Annotated in this window: 10 protein-coding genes and 1 tRNA gene; 5 read left to right on the top strand and 6 right to left on the bottom strand. The window is 37.1% G+C overall.

The window, feature by feature from the left end; all coding sequences use genetic code 11:
• Positions 1-50: 50 nt before the first annotated feature.
• The 3 genes from secD to QHG54_RS00450 all read left to right on the top strand — a co-directional run bounded on the left by secD (position 51) and on the right by QHG54_RS00450 (position 5,389).
• Positions 51-2,564, top strand: coding sequence for a protein translocase subunit SecD (secD, locus tag QHG54_RS00460; RefSeq protein WP_317993445.1), 2,514 nt, complete (start codon positions 51-53; stop codon positions 2,562-2,564).
• Positions 2,565-2,665: 101 nt separating this feature from the next.
• The gene (ybaL, locus tag QHG54_RS00455) at positions 2,666-4,411 is read left to right on the top strand and encodes a YbaL family putative K(+) efflux transporter (RefSeq protein ID WP_317993446.1); all 1,746 of its coding nucleotides are present in this window, start codon (positions 2,666-2,668) and stop codon (positions 4,409-4,411) included.
• 24 nt (positions 4,412-4,435) lie between these two features.
• Complete coding sequence (locus QHG54_RS00450) at positions 4,436-5,389, top strand: YbhN family protein (RefSeq protein ID WP_317993447.1); 954 nt, start codon at positions 4,436-4,438, stop codon at positions 5,387-5,389.
• A 687-nt stretch (positions 5,390-6,076) separates the two neighbouring features.
• Here the strand turns inward: QHG54_RS00450 and QHG54_RS00445 are convergent.
• From QHG54_RS00445 to QHG54_RS00435, 3 genes are all read right to left on the bottom strand, one after another.
• On the bottom strand, positions 6,077-7,645 hold the full coding sequence (locus QHG54_RS00445; RefSeq protein ID WP_317993448.1) for a TerC family protein: 1,569 nt from the start codon (positions 7,643-7,645) through the stop codon (positions 6,077-6,079).
• A gap of 505 nt (positions 7,646-8,150) precedes the next feature.
• Positions 8,151-9,548, bottom strand: a complete 1,398-nt coding sequence (locus QHG54_RS00440) for an amino acid permease (RefSeq protein WP_317993449.1) — start codon at positions 9,546-9,548, stop codon at positions 8,151-8,153.
• Positions 9,549-10,980: 1,432 nt separating this feature from the next.
• Positions 10,981-11,056: transfer RNA gene (locus QHG54_RS00435), tRNA-Lys, on the bottom strand.
• A gap of 1,186 nt (positions 11,057-12,242) precedes the next feature.
• Here QHG54_RS00435 and QHG54_RS00430 point away from each other — a divergent pair.
• Complete coding sequence (locus QHG54_RS00430) at positions 12,243-13,649, top strand: amino acid permease (RefSeq protein ID WP_406604238.1); 1,407 nt, start codon at positions 12,243-12,245, stop codon at positions 13,647-13,649.
• 97 nt (positions 13,650-13,746) lie between these two features.
• On the opposite strand, the gene ilvC is transcribed toward QHG54_RS00430, so the two are convergent.
• The 3 genes from ilvC to QHG54_RS00415 form a co-directional block, all read right to left on the bottom strand.
• Positions 13,747-14,766 (bottom strand): ketol-acid reductoisomerase, encoded by a 1,020-nt coding sequence (ilvC, locus tag QHG54_RS00425; protein WP_317993451.1) that lies wholly within the window; start codon positions 14,764-14,766, stop codon positions 13,747-13,749.
• A gap of 736 nt (positions 14,767-15,502) precedes the next feature.
• The gene (locus QHG54_RS00420) at positions 15,503-16,237 is read right to left on the bottom strand and encodes a pyridoxine 5'-phosphate synthase (protein WP_317993452.1); all 735 of its coding nucleotides are present in this window, start codon (positions 16,235-16,237) and stop codon (positions 15,503-15,505) included.
• Positions 16,238-16,322: 85 nt separating this feature from the next.
• Positions 16,323-17,444, bottom strand: a complete 1,122-nt coding sequence (locus QHG54_RS00415) for an ATP-dependent RecD-like DNA helicase (protein WP_317993453.1) — start codon at positions 17,442-17,444, stop codon at positions 16,323-16,325.
• Between the two features lie 1,039 nt (positions 17,445-18,483).
• Between QHG54_RS00415 and QHG54_RS00410 the strand changes: the two genes are divergently transcribed.
• Complete coding sequence (locus QHG54_RS00410; protein ID WP_406604237.1) at positions 18,484-19,410, top strand: D-2-hydroxyacid dehydrogenase family protein; 927 nt, start codon at positions 18,484-18,486, stop codon at positions 19,408-19,410.
• Positions 19,411-19,597: the final 187 nt, after the last annotated feature.

Raw genomic sequence — 19,597 nt, 5'->3', positions numbered from 1 at the left:
TCTGCCTTTAATTTTAATAACTATTAGATTGCCTATTAGCGGAATATATCATGCGCACACCCAGTTGGTTGACTACTCTTTATTGTTTTATCCTTCTAAGCAGCATTTACGTTGCCCTGCCCAATTTATTTTCGCAAGAACAGGTTAAAAATTCAAAATTCTTAACCGATACCAGAGTTACGCTTGGGCTTGATCTTCAAGGAGGCTCTTCCCTCCTACTCGAGGTCGATAGCAAAACATTAAAACGTGACCAACTACACATGGTTTTAGGCAATGTGCGTAATACACTACGTGAAAAGAAAATCCGTACATCGAGCATTCGTGTCCTCGAGGATAGCGTCATTGCAATTCTTTCTGATCCAACACAAAGTGAAAAAGCTATCTCTGCTTTGAAAACATTGATTACACCTATACATAGCAGCTTTGGCACTACAGCCAATGACATCACTATCAGTGCTCAAGATAAAACTATCCGTGTGGTATTGACTGAAGCTGGAATTAAGGATCGCATCAGCAATGCTATTGAGCAAAGCTTAGAAATCATCCGTCGCCGTATAGATCAAGTTGGAGTTACTGAACCAGCTATCCAAAAGGTAGGTACTGATCGTATTATGGTTCAATTGCCTGGTCTACAAGATCCAAAGCAACTGCGCGATCTTTTAGGAACAACCGCTAAGATGACCTTTCATCTTGTGCCCTCCAATGTGGATATAAATAACCCACCCGTAGGTGTTTCAATCCTTCCTGGCTACACTGATGCAACACAACGCTATGCAATTTATGACCAAATTGCCTTAGATGGAAATGTCCTGAAAGATGCCCGTGCAGGTTTTGATCCGCAAATACCAGGACGTTCTATTATTTCATTCACTATGAACGCTACTGGCTCAAAAATATTTGCAGACATAACAAGGCAAAATATTAATCGTCCTTTTGCAATCGTTCTTGATAACAAAGTTTTGACCGCACCTACCATCAATAGTGTCATTCCCAACGGACAAGGTCAAATTACAGGAAACTTCGACCCCAAAGAAGCATCAACTCTGGCTGCTCTGCTTCGTGCTGGTTCCTTACCTGCACCATTAACCGTAATTGAAGAGAGAACTGTAGGTCCAAATCTTGGTGCTGACGCCATCCAAATGGGGCTTTATACCGGTGTAATCGGTTTTGTTCTCGTTACAGTTTTTATTTTCCTTCTCTACAGAGTTTGGGGTATCATTGCAAATATAGCACTAGCACTCCACACTATCTTAACATTTGCTGCGCTAAGTCTCCTCGGTGCAACACTTACACTACCAGGTATTGCTGGTATTATTTTAGGCATAGGTATCGCCGTTGATGCCAATATCCTGATCAATGAGCGTATCCGTGAAGAAAGCCGAAAAGGTGTCAGTGCCTTTGCATCCTTAGATCGTGGATTCAAACACGCTTTTGCAACCATTGTTGATGCCAATGTTACTGCAATTATTGCAACTATTTTATTGTTTTGGTTTGGTACCGGTCCTGTTCGTGGTTTTGCTGTAACAATGTTACTTGGTATTATCATCTCCATGTTCACCAATATCACCATTGTACGCATTATGATGATTTGGGTAATTCGTACATGGAAAATTAAAATTTTAAATCTTCACTCTGTTTTCAACGTTATCCCACAAAATACAACTTTTCGCTTTATGAAAGCCCGCTTTATTGGGATTGGTGTCTCTATTGTTTTATCACTTGCTTCAGTTTTTCTGTTTTTAAAACCTGGTTTAAATTTCGGAATTGATTTCGTTGGTGGAAGCCAAATGAGTATTACCACAAAAGTACCAGCAAACTTAGCAACCTTGCGTTCAAAACTTTCTACCCTTAACATCGGTGAAGTCACGCTGCAAAATATTGATAATGCAAACACTGTACTGATTCGCATTCAGAAACAAACTGGCAGCGAAGCACAACAAACTATTGCCATTGATAAAGTCAAAACAGCAATACAAGACATCTATCCAGATGTCACATTCGATCAAATAGAGGTTGTTGGACCAAAAATTTCAGGCGAACTCGCCACTGCTGCTTTTACAGCTGTTATTCTAGCCGCAATTGCTATGTCCCTCTATATATGGTTGCGCTTCGAATGGTTCTTTGCAGTTGGAGCGATTGTAACACTTATCTTAGATACCACAAAAATGATTGGTTTTTTTGCTTTATTTCAATTTGATTTCAATTTAACCGCCATCGCTGCTCTTTTAACGATTGTTGGTTATTCCATAAATGATAAGGTTGTTGTCTATGATCGAATGCGCGAAAATATGCGTCTTTATAAAAAAATGCCGTTGCGTGAACTCATTGATCTCTCAATTAACCAAGTTCTTATACGTTGTCTCTTTACATCAGCGACCACAGTTCTTGCTATGTTACCTATGGCGATATGGGGTGGAAGTGCTGTCCATAATTTTGCATTACCCATGGTCTTTGGCATTATTATTGCTACATCGTCCTCTATCTTTATTGCCGCCCCCATTTTACTCCTGCTGGGGGATTGGTGGCGTAAACGAAATAATCGTACAAACACTCAACCACAATAAAATGCCATGCTGCTTCTATGATATACCGCCCCTTTCTTCTCATAAAAAAATTATAATCGTTTCAACTCATTCATTTTTTAATAAAAAGTCGTAAAGAATCCATGCTCCATGATACACCATTGATTACAACTATTGTTTTAGGTTTATGTTTAGCATTTATTTTAGGAATGATTGCTAGCCGTTTGCGTATCTCACCCCTCGTGGGATACTTGTTAGCGGGTGTTATTGTAGGGCCAAATACAGGTGGCTTTAGAATAGATTCCGTTATTATCAACCAACTCGCTGAAATTGGTGTCATTTTGCTGATGTTTGGTGTAGGATTACATTTTTCATTAAAAGACCTTTTATCTGTCAAAGCTATTGCTGTCCCTGCTGCCATCGCACAGATGGCATTCTCTACTTTTCTAGGCTTATGCCTGGGTTTGATCATGGGCTGGGGATTCAGTGGTAGTTTGGTCTTTGGTTTAGCTTTGTCAATAGCAAGTACTGTTATCCTGCTGCGTGCTTTGCAAGAACGCCATCTTATTGAAACAGAAAAAGGACGCATTGCTGTAGGATGGTTAATTATTGAAGATTTAGCGATGGTCCTTATACTTGTCCTCATACCATCGCTAGCAAACGTCCTTAGCAATACAAAAAAGGAGGCGATTGATCCTCTTGTTCAATGGTTAGATTTAAGTATTTGGGGAATTTTTGGTCTCACCATCTTAAAAGTCATTGTATTTATCGCCCTTATGCTCATTATTGGACGGCGCGTTATTCCGTGGTTATTAAAGGTGAGTGCACAATCAGGATCACGTGAATTATTCCGTCTGAGTGTCTTTGCCATTGCACTAGGAGTTGCTTTCGGAGCAGCTCACTTATTTGGGGTTTCTCTTTCTCTTGGTGCCTTTTTTGCAGGCATGGTTATGAGTGAATCAGAATTAAGCCATCGTGCAGCGGAAGAATCATTACCACTACGAGACGCGTTTTCTGTGCTGTTTTTTGTTTCTGTTGGCATGTTATTTGACCCAGGAAAACTCTTGACTCATTTTTTCCCTCTCTTAGCAACCTTGCTCATTATTATACTAGGAAAATCTGCTGTTGCCTTTGTCATCGTTAAAGCTTTTCGCTATTCCAATGCAACAGCTTTGACTATTTCTGCAAGCCTTGCCCAAATTGGAGAATTTTCTTTTATCCTTGCAGGTTTAAGTTTGAGCTTAGGACTTTTAAATAACGACGCCCATGATTTAATTATTGGAGGTGCGATTCTTTCTATTTTGCTCAATCCTCTTGTTTTCATTGCCTGTAATAAAATGAAAAAATACCTAGAAAATATCCCTGCAAATTCACAAGATACACAAAAAATCATTGATATTGATCCGCAAAATCCAGATCAAGAACTTTTACCAATGACCTTAAAAACTAACCATGTTGTGATCATTGGCTACGGTCGTATTGGTAAATGTGTTGCATTAGCTTTAATAAACAGAGATGAACCTGTAGTAATAGTCGAGGAATCGAGACGCCTTGCTGATAAAGCAATTGCAGACGGCTTCGAGACCATTTGCGGCAATATCATTCAACAAGAAATAATGAACGCAGCAAATATGAAAAATGCATACAAAGTTGTTATTACAATGCGAAGTACCATTGAAGTAGGAGAATGTATAGTGAATATACATGCAATGAAAAAAGATATTCAGATAATCACGCATGCACTTTCCGATGTAGAAACAACTTATCTTATTGATTTAGGTGCAGACGTCGTAGTAACTGATGATGAGGAAATTGCCAATGGTATTATCGAACATATCATGGAAAACAGATCTGTAAAAAATATGCACAATCATGAATTAAATTTATAAAAAACATAAAGTGGATAAAGAAGCGTGAAAATAAAGCAATTTATATGGCCATTTATTGGTATTTTAGCAATGCTGATATCTATCCGCATTCTTTATATCAAGCTCTCTGCTATTTCTTTTGGTGATGTATTGGAACGCTTGAACAATTTAAATACAGAACACTGGTTGCTAGCCTGTTCATGCTCTCTCTTAGCTTATGCTGCTCTTGCTGGATATGACCGGATTGCCTTACAACATTTGGGCCATAAAATTTCTTGGATTTTTATTGCTATATGTTCATTTACAACATATGCACTTTCACACAATATTGGTGCTTCAGTTTTTTCCGGTGCAGTCGTGCGCTATCGTGCCTATAAAATGAAAGGGTTAAATGGAACAGAAATTGCGATATTAGTAGGTTTTTGCTCTTTTACTTTTGTGATCGGCACAATTTTACTTTTTGGAATCGTTTTGATTCTGCGACCCGAAATTATCACTCTCATTCATGATGAGCTTCCCGAATGGCTTGGAACGACCGTTGGTGCAATTCTGCTTGGCTGTATAGCACTCTATACTTTTGGCAGCTGGCTTCAATTAAAACCCTTACACTTGAGCAAAAAAATTCAACTTTCCTACCCACGATTAAAAATCGTCATTCAACAGCTCCTCATTAGTCCGTTAGAGCTTTTAGCAGCAGCAGGAATTATCTACGCAGTTCTTCCGCACAACACAGATGTTCATTTTCTTTCTGTTCTCGGTGTTTTCTTAACATCTTTTACGATAACGCTTCTCTCCAATGCTCCAGCAGGAGGGATTGGTGTTCTTGAAGCCTTATTTATAACAGGTATGCCCCATATAAATCCAACCGATGTTATCGCAGCACTTATTGTATTTAGAATGCTTTATTTGATTATACCACTCATTATTTCGCTATTTGTTGTAGCGATTTTTGAATCTCACCAATACTGGAAACGTTCCACCAAAACACCGCCCGAATAAATAAAAAGAAGTCTATGCTTTCCTCTTTTGGTACGCATGTAAATAGCAGACAACACCGAATTGTAGTTTCGTGTGGAAATCAACGCAATCATTATCCTCATTTATTTTTTATATTAAACCTTGAAATGCCTCTCTTTCCATATCACCTCCAAGATACATGACATTTCAATTTCCCTCCAGAAAACTATTCTGGCAGCCTATCAATTGAATTTCTATATAGAAAAATAACCGCTCCTATAGATCTTCAAACAACTTTACTATTGAATATGGGGATTGCTATTTTTAATGTATTCTATAACACTTTTAATGAAAGGAAAGAATAAAAGGGGTTTCTATAAACGACTATACAAAAATACAAACAAAGATTTTACAAAATTTCCGTCTCTTAAAAATGCAGAAATAACGCATATGCAATCACTATTTTTAAGATTAATAACTATTTTATAAACAACTTTGCAGCATTTCTTCCCCCCCCTAGCATGCCATCGATAAAAGCCTTTTTCTAGTATAAAGATTACCCTGTTCTAATATAGAAATTCAGTGACAATTTAACTTTTTCATCTCTATGCTTCACACTCAAAAATCTGTTTAAAGAACAATGACAACACTGTCGTTTCACCAATCTTTATATTCTTTTCGTCTCTATAAATAAGAAAACGCTTTTCTATTACCTTGCCTTCAAAATAATTAGCTTTTTTCCGACAATACAAGCGGAGAGATAAGGATTTTAGATATATTTCGGCGGTCCATTTCGATAACTTTAAAGCGCAGACCATCAGCTTCAAAGCTTTCACCCTCATTCGGCAAATGACCAAAGCGCCAAAGCATAAACCCTGCCAGAGTAGTATAACGGTCTGCCTCATCAACAAGATTACGCTCAAGATAACCACTCAAACGGCGGATATCAGCATATCCTTCAACAAGAAGGCTTCCATCTTCAAGCTGTTCTGCTATCACCGGTTCTTCATCATCATCAGGAAAATCACCTGCAATAGCTTCAAGAATATCGGTTGGTGTTGCAATGCCTTCAAAAGATCCATGCTCATCAACAATAATTGCAAGCTGAATCGAAGAATGGCGTAATTGCTCCATCAATCGTAAAACACTTGTATTTTCATGAACGACAAGTGGTTCTCGCATAGCTTTTTTCCAATTGATTTTTTTGCCCTCAGCTAAATTCAAAAGGAGATCTTTGGTCAAAGCAACACCAACAAATTCATCCACTTTTTCACGTGCAAGAATTAAGCGGCTATGTTTAACCTGTTGTAACTCTTCACGCATTTCATTCTCGTCACCATTTAAATCCAACCACTCAATCTCATTACGTGGAGACATAATAGAGCGAACAGGACGATCAGCCAAATCGAGAACACCACGAATCATTTCTTTTTCTTCTGGCCGAAACAGCTCAGAAGCTGCTGCTTGTTCAGCAATGACATCTACAGTCTCACTAAGATTACCGTCTTTGTTTCCACCCCCTAAAAGCCTCAAAACAGCATCAGCTGTTCGGCCACGTAGATCATTTGTTGTAATCATCTTTTCACGATTACGACGTCCAATTTGATTAAACGCCTCAATGAGAACAGAAAAACCTATAGCCGCATACAAATATCCTTTTGGAATATGAAAACCAAAACCTTCAACAATGAGCGTAAAGCCAATCATCATCAAAAAGCCAAGACAAAGAATCACAATAGTGGGATGACGATTAATAAAACGCATAAGAGCGCCAGAACCACACATCATCACACCCATAGCAATAATGACTGCTATATACATAACCGCCGCCTGCTCTTTTGCAATCATACCTGTTGCAGTAATAATACTATCTAAGGAAAACACAGCATCAAGCACTACGATTTGAACAATCACCTGCCAAAAAACGACATAAGCAACACCTGTTTTTCTTTCATGCGAAATCCCTTCTAACCTTTCATGTAACTCTAGCGTTCCTTTTGCCAGCAAAAAAGCCCCACCACCAATCAAGATGAGACTATGCCAACTAAACACAAAGGATGAGAATGAAAAAATCATCGTATCGAGATTCATCACCCATCCAATAATCGTAAGAAGAAAAAGCCGCATAACTAATGCTAAAGTGAGACCTATCAAGCGTGCACGATCACGCAAATGCAGCGGCAACTTTTCGGCTAAAATTGCAATAAAGACAAGGTTATCTATTCCTAAAACAATTTCGAGAAAAATCAACGTAACCAAGCCAAACCACGCATGGGGATCAGCGATCCATTCCATCATAGTTCACCCTTTAAAAATGTCTTTAAAATTTTAAAAGCGCGCAGTTGATAAAACAAACTCATGAGCTTTTATTCTCATAATTGATCAAGCACATTGAACACAAATAGACTGCATCCAAAGCAAGCAACACCCACACATTACTTAAACGCATATGGTTGTTGATAAAGTTTATAACACAGAACGATGTCCCCCACCGCTTGCAACAACAAGAAGATTCCTCTGTATTTTCCTCGGGCATTACGCTCGATAATCCTTCAACTACAGTTCTGCATAATAATCAAAACATTTATTTATAGAGACATTTATAATGGGTCTATTTTTATATAAGATCAAGAGGAAGTTGGAAAAAAATCCGTTCTATGATGCCTTGTATAAACGCCAATGCTTTTGTTAATAAAAAACTTTATTGAAGTTCATAGAAGTTTCTATTTAACAAGCTAGTGCTTTATTAAAATAAAGGGCAACTTCTGTTGCCCTTTTTTGATATGGTTTTTATGTACAGATTTTATTTGTTCTCTTGAGTAGCTTTTCTTACAAAGAAAAAATATGTTACGCCTAAGAGAACAAAATATAATAGAGTATATTTTAAAGCTGTTAGGGTATCAGCTTCTAATGTTAACAAATAAAGCATGAAAGCAAAAAAAGCTAAAATAACCCCGCACATAACAACCCCTCCTGGCATTTTGTAAACGGACTCAGCATGTAGTTGAGGGTGATTACGACGATACACAATATAGCTAACCAGAATTACAGACCATACGAATAAAAATGCAACAGCTGAAATACTGGTCACAATTGTAAAAGCACTTATGATACTTGGAGAGAGCGATGCAATTGTGTATCCTAATAAAATACATAAGCAAGAAAAGAAGAGAGCATTGGCTGGAACATGGTATTTGGACAGTTTTCCCAAAAGGCGAGGCGCACCTTTTTGTGTTGCAAGCCCATATATCATGCGGCTGGTAGAAAAAATACCACTATTTGCTGAAGAGGCAGCCGAGGTGAGAACGACAAAATTCACCAAACCAGCAGCTATCGGAATACCAGCAAGCCAAAACATTGAGACAAAGGGGCTTTTATCTGGAATAACTTGATCCCAAGGTGTCACTGACATAATCACAACGAGAGAAAAGATATAAAAAAGTACAATACGAACCGGTATTGCATTAATTGCTTTGGGGAGAACTTTTTTAGGGTCTTTGACTTCAGCTGCAGTTGTTCCAGCAATTTCTATACCAACAAAAGAAAAAATGGCAATTTGAAATCCAGCAAAAAAACCCGTAATTCCTCGAGGAAAGATATCTCCACCGTTCCATACATGACTGAGAGAGGCAACAGTACCATTGGGAGAGGTAAAGCCAGTAACGATCATATAAAACCCAACAACGATTAATGCCAAAATTGCTATGACTTTGATAAGACCAAACCAGAATTCAAGTTCACCAAATAGTTTTACGGCAAAGAGATTAAAGATTAAAAAGAAACTAATACAAGAAAAAACAGTAATCCATGGATTGAGTGTTGGCCACCAAAAGTGCATATAAGTGATAATGGCAATAATATCCGCGGCTCCGGTTACAACCCAGCTCAACCAATAGCTCCAGCCGACAAAAAAGGCAATTCCTGGTCCTAACATATCGCTTGAAAAATCAATAAGAGACCGGTATTGGGTATTAGAAAGCAAAAGCTCCCCCATAGCGCGCATTACGAAGTAGAGAGCACAACCGATAATAGCATAAACGAGTATAATTGAAGGACCGGCAGCGCTGATTGTTTTTCCTGATCCCATGAAAAGACCTGTTCCGATCGCACCACCGATGGCGATAAGTTGGACATGGCGGTTGTCTAGTCCACGATGTAATTTTTCGTGATGATTGTCATCTAAATTTTGTTTATAATCCATTTTCTGGAGGTCCCTTTTATTATTTTAAGACGGAAATTACGTTCGAAAAGGTAAGATCTTTACATGGAAGCATGATATGAGTGAGTCGTAAAGGAGAAAAACATTTTTTATGGTTTCATGTGGAAAAAGGACAAAATATATGGAATCGATGACAGTGTCCTGTCTTACTCAAAAAATAATGTAACAGAAATTTGAGTGCCAAGTTCTGATTATAGCTTGAAGGGCTGATCAATGATTACTGAGAAGCCACACTGTGTTAGGCAGGCACCATTGAGGTGACGAACAGTTGTAAAGAACTGTAGAAGTTACCTATGTAGATCATTGCAAAAATTTGAGATGGAGCCATTGAGTTACATTATCTCCCTGTATATTAAGCATAATCACTGACGAGAAATACTTATTTTATCAGACAAATTATAGAGCTATTATCTTCTTAAAAAAATTTTCATAGCAAGAAATTTCGAATGATTTCTTCTTGGATAGCTATCGTTATGATAGGAGAATAAAGATAAAGAAGCAAACTCTGATATCAATTTCCAGAAGGATATTGTTGATTTAATGATACCTATGTCGTTAATCAGCGTTGAGGATTTGTCTCATTTTTGCTGAAAGACGATTTTAATGGATGTTTTATCCAAAATAAAACAAGTGAATAGAGCACAGAAATTATTTTAGAAGCACCAGCAAAGGGAATAATGGACAGATAAAGAAAACGGAACCTGCAATAGGCGTTATTAAGCTGGGAGCTTTAAATGGTATTGTAGTTTTATACTAGTTTTTTCACTAAGTGAGAAAAGATAGAGTTAAATTAGCAATATCTGATAATCTATTGTTTTATCTATAATTCTCATCATTAAATGCATTTTTTATCAAGTTGGATTTTGATATCCAAAATCGTAAAAATTACTGGAAATCAGAAAAAGTAAAAAGCTTGGAAAATCTCCTTGAGTACCGTTCGCTATAATCGACAAAACAGCTTGTTGTACCTTGATCCTCCTTATTCGACCGTTGAAGAACTACTACGAATACGACGAAAAGGTTTTGTTTAAGCGAGAGGATTATCAGACGATATCTAGACTCCTTGCACAAGTAAAAGGGAAGTTTTTTCTCTCACTAAATGATGTGCCCGAGATATGAAAAACCTTTAGTCAATTTACATTAAAAAGAGGTGAATAGATTTTATACATGCTACCCCCCCAAGCAATGCGATTGTCCGCTAAAAAATTGATCATTACAATTGCAATTTAAAAAAAGACTCATTGCAAGGTCTTTGAAACCCTTTGAAAAAATAAATTGGTACAAAACCTTGTGACAAATTATACAAAACCCGCCGATAAACTACAAAAATCCTATTCCCTAACTTTTATCCACTCATTCCGCACCTTAAAAAGGAAGATGAAAATCAATAGGTTATTGGTAATATAAAATTGAATGGTGGGTGATGAGGGGATCGAACCCACGACCCGCTGATTAAGAGTCAGCTGCTCTACCGACTGAGCTAATCACCCACAGCATCTCAAAAGATGAGAATGAACGGTTCTATAACGCTCCTAAGGAAGTATGTCTAGATGATTTTGTTGTTTTTTATATGGAAATGATAGAGAGTCCATAGCTAATCCAACTGTACAGTTAAAATATAATAGTACCCTCTTCAAGCTGAAAAGCACATCTGGTAATCACAAAAATACGGCTTAACAGCCATCTAAAATAAAAAAATTGATATGAAAATTTTTTTATATGAGAAATATTATTTCACTACTTTGTTTTTTCAAAAATGGCTTGCCAAAATTTCAAAAACATAAAAAAAACTCAAAAAAATTTCAAAGCCTTCTCTCTGTTTTATCAATCTCTACAGAAGAAAAAATTCACAAATACACTTTATTTCTCTGCCATATTTTAAAAATCTCCTATATAATCAATACAAAATCCTCATAAGGTTTTTCCTAATTGTGCAAGAAGCTGCACAGAATTCTTATTCACAACTTCAGAATAAAAAATCCTACGGTATTTCTCACTTCCTTTGTGCAAAAGAAAAGAACTCTTTCCCGTTTATGCTAATAAATAAAAAATAAATAACCGTGGATCAATCCTCTCTTCCGATTATCGATATCCCTATATTGAAAATCAACAATGTCCTTCTGGAAATTTAATCGCAGAATTTTTTTCTTTATTTTTATCCTCTATCGCAATTATAACAGCCCATAAAGAAATTATTTCCAACTTTCTACTATGAGAGATTTTTTTAAGAAGCTTACAATTCTATACTCTCTCTGAAAAAATCAGAACTCTTCCCTACCATACCATCTAAAACAATTATTGTACTTAGATTATATAGGAAAATGTCATATAAACGCATTATTTCACCCCACAGTTTTTCCATCTATTATAGATAATCCCAGCGGTTTCTTACGAGCATTTAGCAGCGCAAGAGCGATTGTCTAATCAATCATAATATGTCTTCTCATAGCCATCCCAGCGATACTTAAAACTCCGCACTCAAATTTCTGTTACGCTATTTTTCGGTGAAGCAGCATACTCTCGTTAATTTCATCTTCCTTTTCTTTGTCAACATAGAGTCATAAAAACCGTTTCTTCCCTTTACTCATGAGTCATATCATGCTTCGATAGAGGAGATTACCTTTTTTCAAGGGAATTTTTATCTTTATAAATAATTAAAGGGGGAACTTTCTTAAAATGAGCTATAAAAAAAATTTAGGAAAAAATCCTAAAAAGAAATTACAACGTGGACTAGCTAATCGCCATGTTCAACTTATCGCCATCGGCGGTGCGATTGGAACAGGTCTTTTCATGGGATCAGGAAAAACAATCAGCGCTGCCGGTCCTTCAATTATACTCGTTTACGCTATTATCGGTTGTGCTCTCTACTTCGTAATGCGCGCTATGGGGGAGCTTTTGCTTTCAAATACGCTGTATCGATCTTTTATTGATTTTTCAACCGATCTTCTTGGTCCATGTGTTGGATTTTTTATTGGCTGGACATATTGGTTGTGCTGGATTGTAACCGGAACTGCTGAAATTATTGCTATTGTCAGTTATACACACTTTTGGTGGCCTGAACTCAATTCGTGGATTCCTGTTTTAATCAGTCTTATGTCCTTTTTACTATTGAATCTCCTAGCCGTAAAACTGTTTGGTGAACTTGAATTCTGGTTTGCTCTTATCAAAATCGTAGCAATTTTAGTATTAATTACTGTAGGATTTTACATGATCTTTACCGGTTTTACCTCTCCAAATGGCACTGTTGCTTCCCTTAGCAACATATGGAATGGTGGAAATATTTTTCCTCGAGGCATTACAGGATTTTTTGCCGGATTCCAAATTGTTATTTTTGCTTTTGTTGGTATCGAACTCGCTGGAACAGCTGCAGCTGAAGTAAAAGAACCTCAAAAAGCCTTGCCAAAGGCAGTCAATTCAATACCGATCCGCATTGTTTTCTTCTATATTTTCTCTCTTATTGTGATTATGTCTGTCACCCCTTGGAATCAAATCATTCCAGAAAAAAGCCCATTTGTAACGATGTATGCACTTATTGGTATTCCAACTGCTGCTGGTTTGATGAACTTTGTCGTTCTCACCTCGGCTGCCTCTGCAGCAAATAGTGGTATTTTTTCTACCAGCCGCATGATATATGGGCTCGCAACACAGAAAGGTGCTCCTAAGTTTTTAGGAAAACTTTCTAGCAACCGCGTCCCAGCCAACGCATTACTCTTCTCATGTTTATGCATCTTATTAGGTTATGCAGTTTTATCACTATCTCCAACCGTCATAGCTGCTTTTACAATCGTGACCACTATAGCAGCAATTTTGTTTATATTTGTATGGTCTGTAATTTTAATCAGCTATATTGTCTATCGTCGCAAACGTCCCCTCCAGCATACCGTATCTCCGTATAAAATGCCCGGAGGTGTTTTTATGTGTTGGACTCTTCTAATCTTCTTTGCATTTATTATTTATTTGTTGTCATTAGAAACCGACACTGCAATAGCTTTGAAATACACTCCAGCGTGGTTTATCTTTTTAGGAATTGTATACTTTCTTTTTGGAAAAAAGAATTTGCAAACGCAAAAACTTGAAAAATAAAGCCTATGCATGAAAAGCATATTAAAAAAGGGTAACTCAAGTTACCCTTTTTATGTATAAAGCATAAGAGCCTTCGACATAGTATTTCATATGAACTTCAATTACGCTCTTTATCAACCAAAGCATTAGACTTTATCCAAGGCATCATAGAGCGGAGTTTTTTACCAACTTCTTCGATAGGATGATTATCATTTAAACGCCGCATGCCTTTAAAATGAGCAGCACCAGCTTTGTATTCTTGAATCCAATTCGATGTAAATTTACCCGTCTGAATATCCTTCAAAATACGCTTCATTTCTGCTCTAGTTTCATCGGTGATCACGCGTGGACCAGACATATATTCGCCCCATTCAGCGGTATTGGAAACCGAATAATTCATATTTGCAATGCCACCTTCATAGATGAGATCAACAATCAGTTTAACCTCATGTAAACACTCAAAATAAGCCATTTCCGGCGCATAACCTGCTTCCGTTAGCGTTTCATAACCTGCGCGAATAAGCTCAACAAGACCACCACAGAGAACAGCCTGTTCACCAAAAAGATCAGTTTCACACTCTTCTTTAAATGTTGTTTCAATCACCCCAGCACGTCCACCACCAAGACCACATGCATAAGACAATGCTACATCATGAGCATATCCTGAAGCATCTTGTGCAATCGCAATTAAGCAAGGAACACCACGACCACGTTGGTATTCATTGCGAACTGTATGACCAGGACCTTTAGGAGCAATCATCACGACATCAACTGTTTTTTTAGGTTCAATTAAGCCGAAATGAATACTCAAACCATGTGCAAAAGCAATCACTGCCCCATCACGTAAATGATCATGAATATGCTCTTTATAAATATCGGCTTGCAATTCATCTGGCGTTGCCATCATAATGAGATCTGCCCATTTTGCTGCTTCAGCAACACTAACAACCTCAAAACCATCCGCTGTGGCCTTTTTAGCTGTTGCCGACCCTGAGCGCAAAGCAATTTGCACATTTTGCACACCGGAATCTTTCAGATTTAAAGCATGGGCACGCCCTTGTGAACCATAACCAACAATGGCTACTTTTTTCTCTTTAATCAAATTAATGTTCGCATCACGATCATAATAAACACGCATGAAAATACTTCCTTATATTTACATTTAAAATGAATTTAAATTCTTATTGAAGAAAAAAAGCTACCCCTCCGCACTTCACACACTATGAATAACCACATCATTATTCATAAAAACACGACATCTGAATAATCTCTAAAGTTTAAATCTTCTACACAAAAAATATGACCCAAAACTTCCCCAAAATATCCAGATCAAAAATAGACTTCAGCCGCTACTCTACAAAAAACGAGGCATTATACAAAACAACATTGCCGAAGAAAAACATACTCTAGAATCCCACTCTTCTTCGCACGATAAACCCTTGTCTTCTTGAAATTAAGATACACCATGCGATCCTTCAGCATGAACTAAATTAAAGTGGATAGCAAGAAAAATTATAAAATGAGCAGTGTATTTCTATACACTCTAGCTAGCGCCAAAACTTAACTTCACCTTTCTCATTATAAAAACATTATTCGTACAATGCTCTATACAATTTTTTGATAAAAATAATATTTTCAAAATTTTATTTTCATCTCTCCTTAAAGAGCACATAAAACGATTTCAACTAAAAAATATCTTCATAACCAAGAAGCATGAATATAAAAAATTTAATGCGCTAAAAAATAGAGTGAGCCACAAATCAATAGATTGCCAGCAGAGCGGTGTTGTTTATCTCACCATGTGCAAAATTATTCTTTTGGAAAAAAACTAACAAAGCATTATTAAGATCCCAGCCGCAAAATTGAGCAAAGTATTATGACAACAACCGGACAAAACGTTGAACAGTCTCATGCATTCCATGTTCTAATGCATCAGCAATAAGTCCATGACCAATAGAAACTTCATCAAGCCAAGGAATACGACTAACAAGAGCAGGAAGATTCGTAATCGTCAAATCATGTCCTGCATTGATACCTAAGTGCAGCTCCTTGGCTTTTGTTGCTGCTAAAACAAGTTTATTGAGCTCTTGATCCTGTTTTGTCTTATCTTTAAACGCACCCCCATAAGGCCCAGTATAAAATTCCACACGATCAGCACCAATTGCTTTAGCAATTTCAAGACCATCGACAAGAGGATTAGCGAATAACGACACACGAATTTTTCTTTTTTTCAAGCGCTGAATAATGGACGCCAAAAATTCTGCATCGCGAGCAAAATCCCAACCATGATCAGAGGTTGACTGAGCTGGATCATCAGGGACAAGGGTAATCTGATCAGCATATTTTTCTGCCAAATCCAAAAATGTAGCGCTTGGATAACCTTCAATATTAAATTCAGCCGTAGGAAAAGAGCTGTTAATTAAACAGCGTATATCCGGCAAATCAGTAAAACGAATATGCCGTTCATCAGGTCGTGGATGAACCGTCAAACCAGCCGCACCAGCTGTAAGTGCGATATGCCCAATATTCTTAATATTTGGCCATGGAAGATTACGGCGATTGCGCAAAACAGCAACAGCATTGAGATTAACCGAAAGTTTTACTGCCATATACATCCCTATTTACATATATATTTCTAAAGACAGAAAAAAATACATTCCCCAGCATAATCCCAAACAATAAAAATATTTTCCTCTATCGAACAATCGTCAAACGCTCTGCCGCACGGGTAATTCCGGTATAAAGCCAGCGTGCATACATATCACGAAATGCAAAACTTTCGTCAAATAAAACCACATTGTCCCATTGCGATCCTTGCGCTTTATGAACAGTTAATGCATATCCATAATCAAAATCATCATATCTTTTTTTTAATTGCCATGAAATCTCATTATCAGGATTTTCAAACGCTGCTTTTAAAAGTTTAATCTTCACCACCCCACGCTCGCTCTCTTCTGGCTTAACGAGAAGATTAACACCCGGTTTAACAGTTTCCTTCTGTGAAGTAAGAACTTTCCATAAAGAGCCATTCAACAAGCCTTTAGCAGGATCATTACGCAAACATACAAGCTTGTCTCCCGCTTGTGGATAATCCGCTGTAAACCCCTTCAACTCACGCAAACGTTTATTATAAAGATAACGCGTTCGATTAATCCCTACCAATACCTGATCAGCCTCCAAAACCAATTGTTGATTGACCTCTTTACGTGTAACAACACGCGCTGCCCCGTAATCGCCATAAGTAATATCGCGTCCTTCACGCACATCCATAGCTAAACGAACAATCGGATTATCCTGCGCTTGTCGGTGAATCTCTGAGAGAAGAAAATCTGGTTCTCCATTGGAAAAAAATCCTCCTCCTGAGATAGGAGGCAACTGACCTGGATCACCAAGAACCAGAATAGGCGTCCGAAAACTCATTAAATCACGCGCCAATTTTTCATCTACCATCGAGCACTCATCAACAATAATGAGCTTAGCTTGTGCAGCCGCACTTCTTCGATTTAATGTAAATGTTGGAGCAATAGACTTTTTTCCTGTTATTTCATCAGAAACTTCCTCTTCTCCACGTGGACAATAAATCAGCGAATGAATAGTACAAGCATTGCTTGCACCTTTAGAACGTAAAACCTGCGCTGCCTTCCCGGTAAAAGCAGCAAACTGGACAGAACCATCAACTGTTTCTGCAAAATAGCGCGCAAGCGTTGTCTTACCCGTCCCCGCATAACCAAAGAGACGAAAAAGTGGAGATCGCCCCTCTTTTAACCACGCAGCAACAGCCCTTAATGCACTATCCTGTTCCCGTGAAAACTGCATAGCTTACCAACATAAGATTTGCATAAAAAGAGCAATATTTTGAAAAAAAATGACTATCAAGAAAAACTTTTTTATTAAGGATTGCTGACACACGCCCATCTAACAACTTTCATAGCACAATTATCAATTATTTACCCATTGCTTTTTCAAGATATTGTAACAATCTAAATTTTATCTATACATCGATCTTCTTGGTAACACCTTATACTTATCAAATAAAATATCATTTTTTACAACAGTAACACCAACAATGGAATATGCATATCTTAAATTTAAAATAACACCTATATACGCTTTTTCTAACCAAAATTTAGAATGAGAAAAAGAGCATTGCAATTCAAAACCCTTGCTAGAAAAAATGTCCTTAACAGGATAAGAATAATGTAATTTTATGAATACTATTTACACAATCAATCAGCTTTCTTGCACATAAAAATAAAATACATCCACTATTACGAAATAATAATTAAATATATCAAAAACCTTTTGGCAGAAATCGAAATAGCTCTCAACAAAACCACTTAATCCTATGATGATACACCTATAAAGTTCCTATCTCCCTCTTATCATGAGTTTAATAAATTTACTCTTCATGCTACAAATAAGTTATATCTCAACGAATAAAGAAAGACATCACGCTTATATGAAGCACGCTTTATCTCGCACAAATATTTAGCTTTTTCTGTTTCGACAATAAAATCTGGTTCGTAAATATGGCCTTCGTGATAGTCTATTATAAGAAAACTGGGACATGGTTTTAGTCCAGCGTAGCACTTCAGGTTCGTCCTCTAGAATATGAGAAAAGCGCAATTCTCCATCTACTGAGTCAAATTTTTTCTTTTTGTTGCAATGTTTTAAAGTTTATAAAAATTAACTGATTAATGCTATTCTTATTGCTAGAAATAACAATGAAATCAAGGGGTATAATTTGCTAATAGGCTTAGCGTTATATCAAAATATCAGTGGTAAGATTGCTTTTGATTGTTTTAGAAATGAAATAATGAGCGCAAATATTGATGAATGAAACGGGAGGGTTAAATTGAAAATATTAATTCCAGATGACTATCAAAAAGCCACCCTAACATTACAGTCTATTACAAAATTAATGAAATCGCATGAAGTGCTGGTTATAAATAATTTAGCTAAAGAATGTGATTTAGAAGATAAGCTCAAAGAGATAGATATTCTTATCTTAATCAGAGAGCGGACTATAGTTGATAGAAATCTTCTCCTGAAACTGCCAAATTTAAAATTAATCTGCCAAACAGGCCCTATAGGTTCACATATTGATATAGAAGCTTGTAGAGACTTAGGAATTGAAATATTAGACGGTGGTGGAGATCCAACTTCTGCTGCTGAATTTGCGTGGCTCTTAATGATGTCTGCGCGTAGAAAACTCTGTAAATCTGTGTCTGATATGAAAAAAGGACGATGGCAAACAACATTTGGCAACCAAATGAAAGGGGCGACTCTTGGAATATTCGGATTTGGGCGTATTGGTAAAATGGTTGCTCAATATGCTCAAGCTTTTGGCATGTCCATTTTGGTTTATGGGAGCGAGCGTTCAATGCAAGAAGCAAAAAATTTAGGTTATCATTTTACGCATTCAAAAGATGAATTTTTTAAACGTCCTGACATTATATCCGTACATTTACGTTTAAGCGATAAAACCAGAGAAATCATTCAATTAGATGATCTATTGAGCATGAAACCTCATGCTCTTTTTGTCAACACAGCGCGTTCAGCTTTGGTTGAAAAAGGGGCGATAGAAAAAATACTAAGTTTGGAAAATTCAACTTACTTTGCACTGGATGTTTATGACAGCGAACCAGTATATGAGAGCAAATTATTGCAATCAGAGAGAGTTCTTTGCACACCGCATCTGGGCTATGTGACTGAAGAAAGCTTTGAGAATTATATGGAAAAAGCTTGCCAAAATATAGCATCTTTTATGAAGAGCGCTTAATGCCGGCTGAGCCAATGTTTGTAGAATTTATCTTATATCGCTAGCGCATCAAATTTGCACTATACATAATAGCTTATTTCCTTAGCTTTCATATTAATACCAATCGTATTGATAGATTTTTATGTAATCAGCGTAAAATACCTCATTTATTGTTGCACTCATTATTAAAAAGGCTACGGATGCCTTT

This window comes from Bartonella gliris, from assembly GCF_045277155.1.
Taxonomy (GTDB): domain Bacteria; phylum Pseudomonadota; class Alphaproteobacteria; order Rhizobiales; family Rhizobiaceae; genus Bartonella; species Bartonella gliris.
The sequence above is the reverse complement of the archived record's forward strand: the minus strand, read 5'-3'. Positions and strand labels throughout refer to the sequence as shown.